We start from the raw sequence: 16,038 nt of genomic DNA, 5'->3' as shown, positions 1-16,038 counted from the left end.
TGTAAATACGTCTACAAATGTATACAAATTATTGAATTTATTATCTTTGCCGCATGAAAGAATTTATTATCTCAGAAGCACAGACAGAGAAAGCCGTGCTAGTCGGGTTGGTTACTCCCGATCAAAACGAACAAAAAGTAAAAGAGTATCTGGACGAACTGGAGTTTCTTGCAGATACGGCCGGTGCCGAAACCGTCAAAAAGTTCTGGCAAAAACTGGATTATCCTAATCCGGTAACTTTTGTCGGCACAGGTAAACTACAAGAGATAAAAGAATATGTTGTCGAAAATGAAATAGGACTGGTTGTTTTTGATGATGAGCTTTCATCCAAGCAGCTTCGTAATATAGAGAAAGAGCTACAGGTAAAAATATTAGACCGCACAAACCTGATTCTCGATATTTTTGCCCGGCGGGCACAAACCGCCCACGCAAAGACGCAAGTAGAGCTGGCTCAATATAAATATATGTTACCCCGTTTAACCCGTTTGTGGACTCACCTTGAACGGCAGCGTGGCGGCGTAGGCATGCGTGGTCCGGGTGAAACACAGTTGGAAACGGACAAACGTATTATCCTGGATAAAATATCCAAACTGAAAAACGATCTGGTTGACATAGACAAACAAAAAAGTGTTCAAAGAAAGAACCGCGGAAAAATGGTTCGCGTAGCTTTGGTCGGTTATACCAATGTTGGCAAATCAACCTTAATGAACCTGTTAAGCAAGAGCGAAGTTTTTGCAGAAAACAAACTGTTTGCAACTCTCGACACGACCGTCCGCAAAGTGATAATCGAAAACCTTCCATTCCTGTTATCCGATACGGTTGGTTTTATCCGTAAGCTGCCGACAGAATTAGTGGAGTCTTTCAAATCGACCTTAGACGAAGTACGCGAAGCCGATTTGCTGGTACATGTTGTTGATATTTCGCATCCTACATTTGAAGAGCAAATTGAAGTGGTTAATAAAACCCTGGCAGAAATAGATAAAACCGAAAAGCCCATGATTATGGTCTTTAACAAAGTAGACGCATTCACTTTTGTGCCGAAAGACGAAGACGATCTGACTCCCCGTACACGCGAAAACATTGATCTTGATGAACTGAAACGCACCTGGATGAACAAATTACAGGATAACTGCATCTTCATTTCAGCAAAAGAACGCACAAATATAGATGCACTCAAAAGCATGTTGTACGAACGGGTAAAGCAAATTCACATAACCCGCTTCCCTTATAACGATTTTCTTTTCCAACAATACGATGAAGAGGAAATATAACTATTCCCTATGCTTACTGCGGGGATGATGTTCCAGAATTTCTTTGCGCAGAAATTCACGGTCTATGTGTGTATAAATTTCAGTGGTAGTAATTTTCTCGTGCCCCAGCATCTCCTGGATGGCACGGAGATTTGCACCCCCTTCCAACAAATGAGTGGCAAAAGAATGACGGAATGTATGCGGACTTACATTTTTCTGCACACCGGCCATTTCCGTTTGTTGCTTAATTACGTGAAAGACCATAATACGCGACAGGGCCGTTCCCCGGCGGCTAAGGAATAAAATATCTTCAAATCCTTTTTTCACGGCAACACGATTCCGGTCATATAAATAATTCTTTATCTCTTTAATAGCCGTATCGGAAATCGGAACCAAACGTTGCTTGCTTCCTTTTCCCTCCACTTTGATAAAGCCTTCGTCAAAATAAACATCAGAATAACGCAATGAAGTAAGTTCGGACACACGCAACCCGCAGCTATATAACACTTCCAACATGGCACGATTACGCTGACCTTCAGGCGATGACAGGTCTATTGTATCTAAAATATTATTTATCTCATTTACAGTCAGCACTTCAGGAAGCTTCAAACCAATCTTCGGGGATTCTAACAATTCCGTAGGGTCGGTTGTTATATAATCGTCCAGCAATAGAAAACGATAAAAGGATTTGATGCCAGAAATAATGCGGGCCTGAGAACGGGGATGAATACCTATATCACGCAATTGTGCAACAAACTGTTGTAAATCTTCATAAGTAATCTCCTTTATTCCCAATCCCTCACTCCCTGCAAAACAGATCAGTTTGTCCAGATCCGTCAGATAGGCATCCACCGAATTGGCAGACAAGGATTTTTCGAGACGGAGATAGATTTGATATTTATTAATTATTTCCTTTTGTTGTTGCGACTGTTGCATTGTTAAGTGTGCCATTATGTATGTGTCAAATAAAATCACTACCTTTGCCGGATATTTTCAACCCGGAAGGGTAATGCAAAGGTAATAAACTTACAACAAAATGAAGAAGATTCAAATCATCAACGGCCCGAATCTGAACCTGCTGGGCAAACGCGAGCCTACAGTATACGGAAACACTTCATTTGAAGGATATCTGAGCGAATTGCGTAACAAATATCCTCAATGTGAAATTGCTTATTTCCAAAGCAATATAGAAGGTGAGATGATTGATAAAATTCATGAAGTAGGTTTCGATTACGATGGTATCATCATGAACGCCGGAGCGTACACACATACGTCCATAGCTTTACATGATGCAATAAAGGCGGTAACAACACCTGTCGTTGAAGTACATATTTCGAATGTACATGCCCGGGAATCTTTTCGCCACGTTTCTATGATTTCTGCCGCCTGCAAAGGGGTTATCCTCGGGTTCGGCCTGGATTCATACCGGTTGGCACTTGAATCTTTTCTATAAAGAAAACACCTCCATGCGGAAGAAATTCCAATTTCTCTCGAAAGAAAATCCGATTTCTTCCGAAAGAAACATTTTTTAGAATAAGTATAAAAGATAAATAATAAGGTTATAATATAAAAGGTATATGTTAAAGCATACGAAGATTGTTGCTACTATTTCTGACCAACGCTGTGATGTTGATTTTATCGACTCACTATACAAGGCAGGTATGAATGTTGTGCGCCTTAATACGGCACACATGATGGAAGAAGGCTTAAGCCGCGTTGTTACTAACACACGTACAGTATCCGACCGCATAGGCATACTGATGGACACAAAAGGCCCCGAAGTTCGTACCACTGTGGCAGTAAATAAAGAACCAATTTCATTTAAAACGGGAGAACACGTTAAAGTTGCAGGCGATCCGGACAAGGAAACTTCGCATGAGTGCATTTATGTATCTTATAAGAATTTCGCATCAGACTTAACTATTGGCAGCGATGTGTTGATAGATGATGGAGACCTGGAACTAAAAGTTATTGAAAAACATCCCGACTATCTGCTTTGCGAAGTAGGAAACGATGCAACACTGGGTAACCGCAAAAGTGTAAATGTACCGGGTGTCCGTATCAACCTTCCGTCTTTAACAGAAAAAGACCGTAAAAACATCCTTTGGGCTATTAACAACGAACTGGACTTTATTGCCCACTCCTTTGTACGCAACAAACAGGATGTATTAGATATACAACGCATACTGGACGAATATAACAGCCCGATCAAAATCATCGCAAAAATTGAAAACCAGGAAGGAGTTGACAATATAGATGAGATTCTGGAAGTGGCATACGGCGTAATGATTGCCCGCGGAGACCTGGGTATCGAGGTACCCGCCGAAAAAATACCGGGTATCCAGCGCACACTTATCCGTAAATGTGTAGAGGTAAAAAAACCGGTTATTGTAGCTACACAGATGCTTCATTCCATGATAAACAATCCTCGCCCAACCCGTGCGGAGGTAACAGATATTGCCAATGCAATTTATTATCGTACAGATGCGTTAATGCTAAGTGGCGAAACTGCATACGGCAAATATCCCTTAGAGGCCGTACAAACAATGACGAAGGTTGCCCGTGAAGCAGAGAAAACGAAGTTGGCAGCTAACGATATTCGTGTACCTATCGAAGGAAATGACCTGGATGTTACCTCATATCTGGCAAAACAAGCCGTAAAATCATCTTCCAAACTACATGTAAAAGCAATTATTACAGATAGCTATACAGGGCGTACAGCACGGTTTCTGGCAGCATTCCGCGGTACATCTACTGTGTTTTCGATCTGTTACAATGCACGTGTGATGCGTATGCTGGCTTTATCTTATGGTGTTTGGGCAGTATATCAACCTTGGAACGATAGTCGCCGGGGCTATTTCTACGATGCTTTGAACCAGTTAATAAAGAGCGGACGTATCACCAATAACGATATGGTTGCTTATTTAAGCGGAAGCTTCGGAGAAGGAGGAGGAACAACTTTCCTCGAAATCAATAATGTAGGTAAAGTATTAGAAGCAGGAGACAATTATCAACTGCCTACTTTTAAAGAATAATTGAATAACGTGACAATAGACGAGTACATACTAACTCACATCGATGAAGAAGGAGCTTTGCTTTCTACCCTGAACAGGGACGCAAATGTGAATCTTCTTCGTCCGCGAATGTTATCAGGACATCTGCAGGGCAGAATACTGAAAATGTTTTGCCGTATACTACGTCCTCGCAGGGTGCTAGAGATCGGTACTTACACAGGGTATGCCACTCTTTGCATGGCAGAAGGTATGGAAGAGGATTCATTGATCCATACATTGGAAATCAATGATGAAATGGAAGATTTCATTCAGAAATACCTATCTGTTTCGCCACATAAAGACAAAGTCCGTCTACACATCGGCGACGCCATGGAAATTATTCCTCAACTGGATGAAACATTCGACCTGGTATTCATTGATGCAGACAAACGCTTGTACTCGGAGTATTACGACATGATATTCCCAAAAGTCCGCCCCGGAGGTCTGATTTTGGCAGACAACACATTATGGGACGGCAAAGTACTGGAAAAGCCACATACGTCGGACAAACAAACCATCGGTATTCTGGCTTTTAATGAAAAGATCAAGAAAGATGAAAGGATAGAAAAAGTAATTCTACCCTTACGTGACGGCCTTACAATGATTTGGAAAAAATAAAATATAGAGATTATGGAAAGTACTAGATTAAACAAAATAGAGCGTCTTATCCAAAAAGAGTTAAGCGACATATTTCAGAAGCAAACACAAGGTATGCATGGTGTTTTGATATCAGTTAGTCGTGTACGCGTAAGTGCAGACCTGGGCGTAGCGCGTGCTTACCTGAGCATCTTTCCTTCGGAAAAGTCAAAGGAATTGTTGGAAGCCATTCAGACAAACACAAAAGCGATCCGCTTTGATTTGGGACAACGCACAGGAAAACAGTTACGCAAAATTCCGGAACTAAGTTTTTACATTGACGATTCTCTGGACTATATCGACAATATTGACAAACTCCTGAAACAGTAGCTTTCACCTTGAACTTCCCGTTTTATATAGCCCGGAGATACTTGTTCTCGAAGAAATCGCACAATGCCATCAATATCATTTCGATGGTATCGGTTTGTGGTGTGGTAGTAGCTACTATAGCTCTTGTTTGTGCTCTTTCTGTATATAACGGGTTCAACGACCTTGTCTCTGCATTATTTAGCAGTTTTGATCCGGAATTAAAAATTACTCCCAATACAGGAAAAGTTTTTGATCCCACAACGAAAGAGATACAAAAGGTAAAATCACTTCCTGAAATTGCGATTTTCAGCGAAGTATTACAAGACAATGCCTTGGTTCGTTATCGTGACCGGCAGAATGTAGCCGTGATTAAAGGAGTAGATAATAAGTTTGAAAATCTGGCTCGAATAGACAGTGTTTTGGTAGACGGAAGATTTGCACTCAGAGAAGATGTCGTAGACTATGCTACATTAGGTATAGGACTAGCCTCTGCACTGGGAATTAATGCAGGTTTTGTATCTCCAATGGAAATTTATGCACCCAAACGGGACGAGAAAGTAAACATGGCTAATCCGGCCGCTTCTTTTAATGTAGAGTATGCTTATATTGGCGGCGTATTCTGCATTAACCAACAAATCTATGATGAAGGGCTTATGATTGTTTCGCTGGATCTGGCACGCAATTTATTTCATTACGACAAAGAGGTTACAGCCATAGAACTAAAGCTGATTGATGGTGCAAGTCTTTCGTCCGTAAAAAAACAGATAAAAGAGATATTAGGGGACAAGTTCAAAGTTCAAGACCGTTTTGAACAACAGGATGCGTCTTTCAAGATGATGCAGGTAGAAAAATGGATGACATTTCTGATATTGAGTTTTATCCTGGCCATAGCTTTGTTTAACGTTGTTGGCTCGCTCTCCATGTTAATGATCGAGAAGAAAGAAGACGTACGTACGCTACGCAACATGGGAGCAGACGATAAGTTGATCCGCTGCATATTTCTGTTTGAAGGTTGGATGATTTCAGGATTCGGTGCTTTGATAGGCATAACAATAGGTATAATTTTATGCCTGTTGCAACAAGAGTTAGGTTTAATAAAACTGGGGCAGACTGCCGGAGCTTTTATTATCGACGCTTATCCTGTTCGTTTGGAAATGACGGATATTATTACCGTATTTATTACGGTATTAACTATCGGACTCCTGGCAGCCTGGTATCCTGTTCGTTATTTGGGCAAAAAGTGGTTACAGGCCCGTTAATTATTTTCCCAACAAATATAAGTAACCGGCATAACCTTCTTCTTTCATCTTCTCCTTCGGAATAAAACGCAGCGAAGCGCTATTTATGCAGTAACGCATTCCTCCTAATTCGGCAGGTCCGTCATTAAACAAATGCCCCAGATGAGCATCACCCGTTTTACTCCTTACTTCCGTACGCACCATACCGTGCGAAGTATCCACATTTTCTTTTATAATATCTTTCTTTATAGGTTTGGAGAAGCTAGGCCATCCGCAACCCGAATCAAACTTATCTGTTGAGACAAACAAAGGTTCGCCAGTTGTGATATCTACATAAATGCCATCCCTGTGTTCATTCCAATATTCATTATGGAAAGCCGGTTCGGTTGCATTTTTCTGCGTAACAGCATATTGTTCAGTTGTCAGTTTCTTACGGAGTGTTGCATCATCCGGCTTTGTATAAGAGATAGGAGCATTCGCTTTCCTGGCAAAATCAAACAGATCAGGACTAATATGGCAATAACCGTCCGGATGTTTATCCAGATAATCCTGATGGTAATTTTCTGCCGGATAAAAGTTCTTCAACGGCTTTACTTCAACAAGTACAGGTTTTGAATACTTCTTGGATAACTCTTTAATAGCAGATTGGATAATTGGCGAATCAGCTTCATCCGTATAATAAATACCGGTCCTATATTGTGACCCTCGATCGCCTCCCTGACGATTCAAGCTGGTTGGATCAATTGTCTTAAAATAAAGATCGATCAACAGACTCAAATTCACTTCTTGCGGATCATACTTCACCTTCACTGTCTCTGCAAAGCCCGTTTTATCCGTACAGACCTGTTCATAAGTAGGATTATCAATATTCCCGTTTGCATACCCTACTTGCGTAGCCGTTACGCCATCTATTTGTTTCATAAAATGCTCTGTTCCCCAGAAACAACCTCCGGCAAAATATATTTCACTCTGATTCTTCATTACATTTTTCTCCTGTATATTTAAATTGTTAACCACTTCGCCCTGTACATTTACAGCAGCAATACTACCTATCAGCAATATTGCAATAATAAACATATTTCTCATGACTCTCCGTTTTTAATATAACAAGATTAAAGAAAAATATTTCGGATAAAACACAGATTTATTCGGACAAACCATAAAAGAAAAAAAGTGGCCTTTAGAATTAAAGACCACTTTTCACCCGCAATTTTTATACTTATGTTTAATTAAACTCTTTTCCGTACTTAATCTGTGCATCTGCAACATATTGCTTGATTCGCTGCTCATCTTCTTTCTTGCAGATAAGCAATACATTTCCCGATTCGGCAATTATACAGTCATTAATACCTTGCACTACAGCCAAACGGTTCGGATTTTCAAAAGCCACGACATTATTCGAACTTTCATACATCAGGGCCTTATTATTCTTAAGAACAGCATTATTATTCTCATCTTTATGTGCTATATCAAATAAAGATCCCCAGGTTCCTAAGTCCGCCCAACCAAAATCCACACAAAGCATATATACGTTATCAGCTTTTTCCATCACACCATAATCTATTGATATATTAGGGCAATAAGGAAAGTTTTCATGTATAAAATGACGTTCTTCCGGTGTGTTGAATTTCTCTTTTCCCAGATCAAAACGAGCGCTTATTTCAGGCAGGAACTTTTCGAACGCAGACAGCACCGTATTCACGTTCCACACGAACAGACCGGAGTTCCAGAAAAATTCTCCGCTTTCGTAAAACACTTTAGCCAACTCCAGATTCGGTTTCTCCGTAAAAGTCTTCACCTTCGTAAAATCGCCAAGCATCGTATCACTACTTTGGATATAGCCATATCCAGTCTCCGGACGGCTCGGTTTAATACCTAATGTCACCAGCGCTTCATTCTCTTTTACAAAATCCAGACTTTTCTGCACATCTCGCAAAAAAATATCTTCCTTCAATATAAGATGATCTGAAGGAGCAACCACTATGTTTGCATTCGGATTACATGCTTTTATATGATAAGTCGCATACGCAATACAAGGAGCCGTATTACGACGAGTAGGTTCGAGTAAAATCTGATTGTCTTTTAATTCGGGTAATTGTTCCTTGATAAGTTTTGCGTACAGTTCATTTGTTACGATATAAATATTTTCAGTTGGAATAATTTTAGAAAAACGATCGAAAGTCATCTGTAATAACGACCGACCGGTACCAAAGAAGTCCAGAAACTGTTTCGGATAACTTTCTCTGCTAAACGGCCAGAAACGACTACCGATTCCTCCTCCCATGATAACGCAGTAATTATCTTTCATGATATAGCTGTTTTAATTATACATCCACCACAAAGCTAACGAAATAATCTGTTATTTATTCTTCCACCATATATTATTTGAAAAAAAACGACAAAACTCTTGCGAAGTTCAAAAATATGCCTACCTTTGCAACGCATTTCAAAACAAGAGATGCCCAGATGGCGGAATTGGTAGACGCGCTGGTCTCAAACACCAGTGGATTCACTTCCATGCCGGTTCGATCCCGGCTCTGGGTACTTAAAGAAATCCTGATGGCCGATTGGTTGTCAGGATTTTTTCTTTCTACAAAGCGTATCCGGGAAAAGAATTAAACCAAGGATTATAAGAATATAAAAAACTAAGGCTGACAATCTATCACTTTATGAAAGGCCAACCGCTCTGTTCCGTTATCAACATAAATAATACCACATTGCATAAAGCCATGTTTTTTTAAAATAGCCTGCATTACAACATTATCGCGATGCGTATCCACACGGATGTTATTACATTTCCTAAAACTCCATTCCAAACATTCGGAAGATACATTTTTTTGTTTTCCATTTGATGCCATACGATGAATCACCGCATAAGGTTCATTATTAAGCCATTTACCTTCATAAATACGTAAATAAGTATGATCTATTCCTTCTATATAGCAGAATGTCCCGACTATTTCCCCTTTTTCATCTTCGCAAACGAAGCTATGCCCTTTTTCTATTTCCCTAACAATCAATTCCGTTGAAGGATAACCATTAATCCACTGATTCCCGTTGCCATGCTCTTGCATAAATCTTTTAGCGTAGTCATAGATTTCCATCACATGACTTAAATCGGCTAACGTTGTATTTCTTATATTCATCATTGTTTATTGATTTCCAGAGCATTCAAGGAATTATCGCCATTCCTAAATACCCCGATGTTATAAAAACCGATAATCCACAACCCCGATAAAGATAATAAAAGTATCATATTATTATCATAAATTTGAATAATTAATTAAATCTTATAAAATTCAACGATTTTCAATGCAACCATATTGATTTATACATATCTTTGTACACTCTATAAAACAAGAATGGAAATTGGGGTTATAAAAACATTACTAGTATTAATACTAGCTTTTATATTGTGTCCGGAAACTACTTTGGCGAATCAAAATACAGGCAAAAAGGAAAAAGTATTATTGATAAGCTCATATTCTCCTTTAAAAGAAGGAGGCATAAATATTATTTCCTCTTTTGAAAAAACATTAAAAGACAAAACCGACGTTTCAATTTCAATTGAATATATGGATAGCGAATCTTCACCAAATTTCAAAACATGGGCTATTTGGATGAAACAGCTATTCAAAGCTTATCAAGAACCGCCGTCAGCTGTCGTATTGCTGGGCAATGAAGCATGGAGTGTATATCGCAAAGTATGTATTCCGGAATGGCATACTATTCCGGTCATTCTAGGAAACGTCAAACCTATATTTATAGATTATGAGAAGCTGGCCCAAACAGATTCTATCACAAACATAACACAGTTCCCTAAAATGGAAACTACATTCGATAACTTCCAGGTTACAGGATATTTTTACAACGATTTCATCAAAGAAAATCTGCAACTAATAAAAAAACTGCAACCCGAAGTGCGCTATGTTGCTTTTTACTATGACAACCGATATTCATTACGATACTTTTCCGATTACCTGTGTTCGTTGTTTGATGAAATCGATTCACTGGATGTTTGCTTTTTAAGTGGAGACAAACTTTCCACAACACAACTAATCGATTCCATATCAAATATGGATAGCCGTCATGCATTATTATCAGCGGGTTGGTATACCGATGTCAACCACTATCCTCATGCTTATACCATGTTGCATAACGAACTATCCCGTTCTAAATCTCACGTACTTTACCAAGTACGTGACCAGGATTTTTCAAGTTTAAATTTCTTAGGAGGCTATTTTATTCTAGGAAAAAATCTGGGAAACGACATTGCCAACCTTACTTATGATGTCTTGACAAAAGGGATTAAGAACAGTCCTTCTTTCCAAATGACACCATCATTGCCTCAATACCATATTAATTATCCGACATTACAATATTATGGTATCAATCCTAAAAATCTTCCTCCAAACACTATATTTTACAACGAGGCTCCTTCCCTCATTAAAGAATATCCGATGGAAGTATTTTTATTTGTAATGGTTATTGTACTCATGTCGATATTATTTATTGTTATCCTCCATTTCCGCAAACGTAAAGAAGAACAGTATAAAATAGCAAATCAACGCATGATGAGGCTATTAAAAGCAATGCCGGATATGGCATTCATTTTTGATTCTTCACTAAAAATAACAGACATAATCAACCCTCAGGAAAATGTTTTATTAGGTCTTGATTGGCAGGAGATGATAGGAAAAAGCTTACAAGATGCCATCGCTCCAATAGAAGCATTTAAAGAAGCGGCTTCCATAATTACTAAAAATTTAATCCGCACAAAAGACACAAAGCAAGTATTTTCTTTCGATTATCAAGTAAAAATCGATGACAACATTCATTATGGCCGTGCACGCACTGTTCCATTTAACAAAGACAATGTTATTTATTTCTGTCACGATGTTACCATACATGTAGAAGCAGAACGTAAAGTATTAAAATTACAGACATTCTTACAATCCGTCATAGACAACCTGCCAATCGGATTGTCGGTAAAGGATATGTCCAACGAATTTCGTTACCTTTTCTACAACGATAAAGCCTGCGAATTTTATGGAGACACTAATAGTAGCGATTTGCTAGGCAAAAACGATTTTGAAGTCCATGATCCGGAAGCTGCATTATTCCGTCAGGAAGATATTATGACTTCCAATAGCAAAACACCTCTTTCTTTCGAACGGATTATTACAGATAAAGAAACAAAACAGCCTTGCAAATGGGGCATTATCACCAAAAGCAGGTTGCTCAACAACGATGGTTCCTCTTATATCATATCTGTTATTGTAGATACAACAGAAATACGAAAAAAAGAACTGGAACTGGAAAATACAAGAAAAGAGCTATCTATAGCACTTGATGCCGGTTCATTATCTGCATGGATGTATGACGTAAAAAAGCAATGGTTTTCTTCCTTATATAAAGAATCGGTTACGGGAAATGGCTTTTCACTTGACCATTGTATGGAATTCATACATCCCGACGACGTAGATAAATACCGTGAATTTATAAGACAGCTTTCCTGCGGAGAAAAAGAAAAACAAAGACAGGTTTTCCGTTTCATGCGTAATGGCTCATACAATTTTTACGAAACCTATGCGATGATTATCCGTTCCGGAAAAACAGGAGAAGTAAAACGCGTAGTCGGCACAGAAAAAGACATTTCAGAAGAAATCAGGAAACAAAAAGAGCAGGAAGAGAATAAATTCAAATTAGAGTTTGCATTTGATGCAGCCCAAATTATACCCTGGGAATATAATATAAGCACCAATATATTCTCATCGCCCAATCCGGCTGTTTTTGAATATACCGACGTTTCACTGGATAAATACCTGACATACATGAATCAAGAAGACATGCATCTTCTTAGAGACGGCATAAAGGATTTAATAAGTGGAGACATTAAATCGATGGATATCCAGGTACGGGTTGCTTTCCCCGGAAAAGAAATGCGATGGTATGAAATACATGGCCTCGTTTTTGAACGTGATAAAGAAGGCAAAGTATGCCGTATAATAGGCGTGCGTTGGGATATAACCGACTTAAAAATGACTGACGAACTCATTGAGTTACGAAATAAAGCCGAAGAATCGAACCGTTTAAAAAGTGCATTTCTTGCAAACATGAGCCACGAGATACGTACTCCTTTAAATGCTATCGTAGGATTTTCAAACCTCATCATTGAAACGGATGACCGTAGCGAAATTGAAGAATACAGCCATATTATCGAAGCAAACAATGAGTTATTATTACAACTTATAAATGATATTCTCGATTTATCTAAAATTGAAGCCGGACAACTTGAATTTAACTATTCCGACGTAAATGTTTCCACGATATTCTATGATCTGGAACAAATTTATAAATACCGCATAAAGAAAGGCGTCTCTCTGGAAACAGACTTGCCGGAACAATCCTGTATAATTTATTCGGAGAAAAACAGGTTGACACAAGTTATTTCCAATTTCCTCAGTAATGCCAGCAAGTTCACTACCTCCGGCTCAATCCGGATGGGCTATTCTTATACAGCCGATAGCTTACGCTTCTATGTGCAAGATACGGGCAAAGGAATTTCTCCCGAAAATATACCTTTTGTCTTTAACCGGTTTGCCAAATTCGACAGTTTTGTGCAAGGTACCGGATTAGGACTTTCTATCTGCGAGTCAATTATCCACCATTTAGGGGGCGAAATAGGAGTAGATTCCGAATTAAACAAAGGTTCTTTATTCTGGTTCACACTTCCATGCAAAACCAAACCATCCAGACCTGCAACCACAGTTAAAGATCAAAAAGCAGAAATAAAAATTTCAACTAAGGACAAGGTAGCCAACAGACAATACACACTCATGGTTGCAGAAGATAATAACGACAATTATTTATCGTTACTTCATATCTTGAAAAAGGATTATCAGATAATAAGAGCCTCAAATGGCAAAGATGCAGTGCGGTTATATCATGAAACCCATCCTGATTTGATCTTAATGGATATAAAATTACCGCTTATGAATGGCCTGGAAGCCACAAAAGAAATACGCAAACATGATCTTAATATCCCAATCGTAGCCCTTACGGCATATACTTTCGACAACAATCGCAAACAAGCACTAAATGCCGGCTGTACTGACTTTTTGGCTAAACCGGTCAACAAAAAACAGCTAAAAGAACTATTAAAAGCATTATTATGACCAAAATAACATAATCGGTTATGCCTTTTATTAAGCCTAAAAGGTTACTTTTGTGGAATTATTAAATCATAATGAACTAACTACAGGAAATGGAAATAGAAAAACGAAGTTCTTTCCCAAAAGAACAAATACGTTACGCTGTCCTAACCTTTTTTTTAGCCCAGGGACTATGCTTTTCAAGCTGGGCAAGCCGTATACCGGATATAAAGGATGTTTTTGAAGTAAATTACGCATTTTACTGGGGATTGGTATTATTCCTCATACCCGTCGGCAAGTTTGTAGCCATACCATTAGCCGGATATCTGGTTTCCAGATTAGGAAGTCGTATAATGGTACAAATAAGCATTCTGGGCTATGCATTATCTTTATTTGCCATCGGGACGGCATTCAATATCTACATGTTAGGTGCTTTCCTCTTTTGTTTCGGAGTCTTCTGGAACTTATGCGATATATCACTTAACACACAGGGTATCGGCATAGAACGTCTTTATGGGCGTACTATTATGGCATCTTTCCACGGAGGATGGAGTCTGGCTGCTTGCTTTGGAGCATTAATCGGTTTTATTATGATTATATCCGGCGTACAACCCTTCTGGCATTTTAGTTTGATAACCATTATTATCCTTCTAATAACCCTTTTCGGTCGAAAATATTTGCAGAATGACATAGAACCGGAACCACAAGAAGAAAAAGCTGAAGCCCCGGCTTTAACCAGTTTCCTGAAAAAGCCGGAAATATTATTGATTCAATTAGGAATTGTCGGACTATTTGCTTTGGTTGTAGAAAGTGCGATGTTCGACTGGAGCGGAGTTTATTTCGAATCTGTATTACAAGTCCCCAAGTCCCTTCAGATAGGCTTTCTGGTCTTTATGGTGATGATGACAGCCGGACGTTTTCTTACTAACTATGCTTATCATATATTAGGTAAACAACGCGTATTACAGCTTGCAGGCGCATTCATTTTCATAGGCTTTTTCACTTCGGCTTTGTTTGCCGGATTGTTCGACTCTATGGCAATCAAGGTAATTGTAAATTCGCTGGGCTTTATGTTAGTAGGTTTAGGTATTTCATGTATGGTACCAACCATCTATAGTTTGGTAGGTGCAAAATCGAAAACTCCGGTAGGCATAGCCCTTACCATTTTATCCAGTATCAGCTTTATTGGTTCACTCATAGCACCACTGTTAATAGGTGCAATATCCCAGGCTTTCAATATGAAATATGCATATATGGCAGTAGGCGTATTAGGATTATGTATTCTGCTGATGACCACCTTCTGCAAAGCATTCAAAGTGGAAGAGCCAAAAGGAAAATAAAATATATGAATCGGATATATATAAAAAGTCCCCGATGATTTTTTCAAATCATCGGGGACTTTTTGTAAAATGATCGGGATCTTTTTTCTCCTTTGTTTAATTCCTGCTTGAACCAAATGTTATATTCAAATCCGGCAATGTTTGTCCGGCTGTTTCCATACAACGGACAACATCCTCTTTTGTTCCTTTAAACGGGCCACTGCCTTCTATCTTCAATGTGGACATTGCTGCGGCAAAGCAACCAGCTTTTTCTATGCTCTCTCCCTTTGCTCGTTGATAAAGATAACCGGTCATATAAGTATCTCCACAACCGGTAGCATCTACTATATCTTTCGGTTTATAAGCGGGAATCTTGCAGAACGTCTTACCATCATAAATTACAGACCCCATACTACCCAAGGTAATCAACACTTCCTTCACTCCCCAGGCATAAAGTTGCTTAGCAGCATTAGGTACATCCGTATAACCGGTCAAAACTTCCATCTCATGTTCATTCGCTTTCAGGAAGTGGATATATTTCAGTGCCTCCGTCTTTTCCGCCCAATCTACCGCATATACCTTTGTATCTCTTACTTCACGTAAATAGCCTTGCGAATCAGCAGAAATAAGTCCTTTCTGCGATAAATATTTAATTACGTCCAACGAAAAATCATCTGCCAATAAACTTCCCAGGTGGAATATACGAGCTTCTATGTTCTCCAGGTAATCTATTGTAAAAGGATCCGCCTTGGCCAGAACCCGCTGCTTACGGTTATCCTGGTTTTCCCCATAAATATTCTCAAAATAAACAGAATGTTTACTTGGCATTACAGCTACATCTATTCCTTCGGAACGAAGTTCATGAACTGTTTCCATCTCCGATTCAGCCAAAGCTGTTACCAACGTATAATCTATGTCGTCAAAATGCTTGATGGCATGTGAAAAATAAAAAGACGTACCTCCGGGCATATGTACCGTTTTCTTGGGAGTCACAATCTTATCAAGCGTGATATGTCCCACGCAACAAAGGTCATGTATATTCATTAGTTTCTATTTTTGAAGCAGCAAAATTAGTGAAA

The 16,038-nt window shown here is 39.0% G+C and carries 13 protein-coding genes and 1 tRNA gene; 9 read left to right on the top strand and 5 right to left on the bottom strand.

Translation table 11 applies throughout. The annotated features are described in order from the left end of the window. The first annotated feature begins 53 nt into the window (after nt 1-53). Nucleotides 54-1,271 (top strand): GTPase HflX, encoded by a 1,218-nt coding sequence (gene hflX / locus ACYIB7_RS01235; protein ID WP_103983992.1) that lies wholly within the window; start codon nt 54-56, stop codon nt 1,269-1,271. Here hflX and xerD read toward each other — a convergent pair whose 3' ends face one another. Continuing rightward, nucleotides 1,272-2,201: a site-specific tyrosine recombinase XerD gene (xerD, locus tag ACYIB7_RS01230; RefSeq protein WP_200817975.1), complete on the bottom strand. Its 930-nt coding sequence runs from the start codon at nt 2,199-2,201 to the stop codon at nt 1,272-1,274. It lies immediately after the preceding gene. Nucleotides 2,202-2,286: 85 nt separating this feature from the next. Here xerD and aroQ point away from each other — a divergent pair, with 85 nt between their 5' ends. From aroQ to ACYIB7_RS01205, 5 genes are all read left to right on the top strand, one after another. After that, nucleotides 2,287-2,703, top strand: a complete 417-nt coding sequence (gene aroQ, locus ACYIB7_RS01225) for a type II 3-dehydroquinate dehydratase (RefSeq protein WP_103983993.1) — start codon at nt 2,287-2,289, stop codon at nt 2,701-2,703. A gap of 124 nt (nt 2,704-2,827) precedes the next feature. Further along, the gene (pyk, locus tag ACYIB7_RS01220) at nt 2,828-4,285 is read left to right on the top strand and encodes a pyruvate kinase (protein ID WP_103983994.1); all 1,458 of its coding nucleotides are present in this window, start codon (nt 2,828-2,830) and stop codon (nt 4,283-4,285) included. A 9-nt stretch (nt 4,286-4,294) separates the two neighbouring features. Further along, nucleotides 4,295-4,921 (top strand): O-methyltransferase, encoded by a 627-nt coding sequence (locus tag ACYIB7_RS01215; protein ID WP_099464093.1) that lies wholly within the window; start codon nt 4,295-4,297, stop codon nt 4,919-4,921. 12 nt (nt 4,922-4,933) lie between these two features. Continuing rightward, nucleotides 4,934-5,269: a 30S ribosome-binding factor RbfA gene (gene rbfA, locus ACYIB7_RS01210; RefSeq protein ID WP_099463770.1), complete on the top strand. Its 336-nt coding sequence runs from the start codon at nt 4,934-4,936 to the stop codon at nt 5,267-5,269. A gap of 8 nt (nt 5,270-5,277) precedes the next feature. After that, a complete protein-coding gene (locus ACYIB7_RS01205) occupies nt 5,278-6,507 on the top strand; it encodes an FtsX-like permease family protein (protein WP_103983995.1) in 1,230 nt (409 codons plus the stop codon). Here the strand turns inward: ACYIB7_RS01205 and msrB are convergent, their stop codons facing one another. Both msrB and ACYIB7_RS01195 read right to left on the bottom strand, forming a co-directional pair. Then, a complete protein-coding gene (msrB, locus tag ACYIB7_RS01200; protein WP_103983996.1) occupies nt 6,508-7,572 on the bottom strand; it encodes a peptide-methionine (R)-S-oxide reductase MsrB in 1,065 nt (354 codons plus the stop codon). Nucleotides 7,573-7,711: 139 nt separating this feature from the next. Then, nucleotides 7,712-8,794: a mannose-1-phosphate guanylyltransferase gene (locus ACYIB7_RS01195; protein WP_099463773.1), complete on the bottom strand. Its 1,083-nt coding sequence runs from the start codon at nt 8,792-8,794 to the stop codon at nt 7,712-7,714. 152 nt (nt 8,795-8,946) lie between these two features. Between ACYIB7_RS01195 and ACYIB7_RS01190 the strand changes: the two genes are divergently transcribed. Continuing rightward, nucleotides 8,947-9,030 (top strand) — tRNA-Leu (locus tag ACYIB7_RS01190). Between the two features lie 101 nt (nt 9,031-9,131). Here ACYIB7_RS01190 and ACYIB7_RS01185 read toward each other — a convergent pair. After that, on the bottom strand, nt 9,132-9,632 hold the full coding sequence (locus tag ACYIB7_RS01185; protein WP_200817977.1) for a GNAT family N-acetyltransferase: 501 nt from the start codon (nt 9,630-9,632) through the stop codon (nt 9,132-9,134). A 474-nt stretch (nt 9,633-10,106) separates the two neighbouring features. On the opposite strand from ACYIB7_RS01185, the gene ACYIB7_RS01180 reads away from it, so the two are divergent. Together ACYIB7_RS01180 and ACYIB7_RS01175 are read left to right on the top strand one after the other, a co-directional pair. Further along, nucleotides 10,107-13,664, top strand: coding sequence for a response regulator (locus ACYIB7_RS01180; RefSeq protein ID WP_480337861.1), 3,558 nt, complete (start codon nt 10,107-10,109; stop codon nt 13,662-13,664). Nucleotides 13,665-13,753: 89 nt separating this feature from the next. Continuing rightward, the gene (locus tag ACYIB7_RS01175; RefSeq protein WP_480337859.1) at nt 13,754-14,980 is read left to right on the top strand and encodes an MFS transporter; all 1,227 of its coding nucleotides are present in this window, start codon (nt 13,754-13,756) and stop codon (nt 14,978-14,980) included. A 96-nt stretch (nt 14,981-15,076) separates the two neighbouring features. Here the strand turns inward: ACYIB7_RS01175 and ACYIB7_RS01170 are convergent, their stop codons facing one another. Beyond that, a complete protein-coding gene (locus tag ACYIB7_RS01170; RefSeq protein ID WP_103984008.1) occupies nt 15,077-16,003 on the bottom strand; it encodes a PfkB family carbohydrate kinase in 927 nt (308 codons plus the stop codon). Nucleotides 16,004-16,038: the final 35 nt, after the last annotated feature.

Source organism: Parabacteroides sp. KHUB-03 (assembly GCF_056640975.1).
This window is presented reverse-complemented; position numbering and strand designations above follow the sequence as displayed.

What these genes read in the sequence shown, in the direction of transcription:
- hflX (WP_103983992.1), top strand. Translation starts at nt 54, where the DNA reads ATGAAAGAATTTATTATCTCAGAAGCACAGACAGAGAAAGCCGTGCTA.
- aroQ (WP_103983993.1), top strand. Translation starts at nt 2,287, where the DNA reads ATGAAGAAGATTCAAATCATCAACGGCCCGAATCTGAACCTGCTGGGC.
- rbfA (WP_099463770.1), top strand. Translation starts at nt 4,934, where the DNA reads ATGGAAAGTACTAGATTAAACAAAATAGAGCGTCTTATCCAAAAAGAG.
- pyk (WP_103983994.1), top strand. Translation starts at nt 2,828, where the DNA reads ATGTTAAAGCATACGAAGATTGTTGCTACTATTTCTGACCAACGCTGT.
- ACYIB7_RS01195 (WP_099463773.1), bottom strand. Translation starts at nt 8,794, where the DNA reads ATGAAAGATAATTACTGCGTTATCATGGGAGGAGGAATCGGTAGTCGT.
- ACYIB7_RS01175 (WP_480337859.1), top strand. Translation starts at nt 13,754, where the DNA reads ATGGAAATAGAAAAACGAAGTTCTTTCCCAAAAGAACAAATACGTTAC.
- ACYIB7_RS01180 (WP_480337861.1), top strand. Translation starts at nt 10,107, where the DNA reads ATGAAACAGCTATTCAAAGCTTATCAAGAACCGCCGTCAGCTGTCGTA.
- msrB (WP_103983996.1), bottom strand. Translation starts at nt 7,572, where the DNA reads ATGAGAAATATGTTTATTATTGCAATATTGCTGATAGGTAGTATTGCT.
- ACYIB7_RS01170 (WP_103984008.1), bottom strand. Translation starts at nt 16,003, where the DNA reads ATGAATATACATGACCTTTGTTGCGTGGGACATATCACGCTTGATAAG.
- xerD (WP_200817975.1), bottom strand. Translation starts at nt 2,201, where the DNA reads ATGGCACACTTAACAATGCAACAGTCGCAACAACAAAAGGAAATAATT.
- ACYIB7_RS01185 (WP_200817977.1), bottom strand. Translation starts at nt 9,632, where the DNA reads ATGAATATAAGAAATACAACGTTAGCCGATTTAAGTCATGTGATGGAA.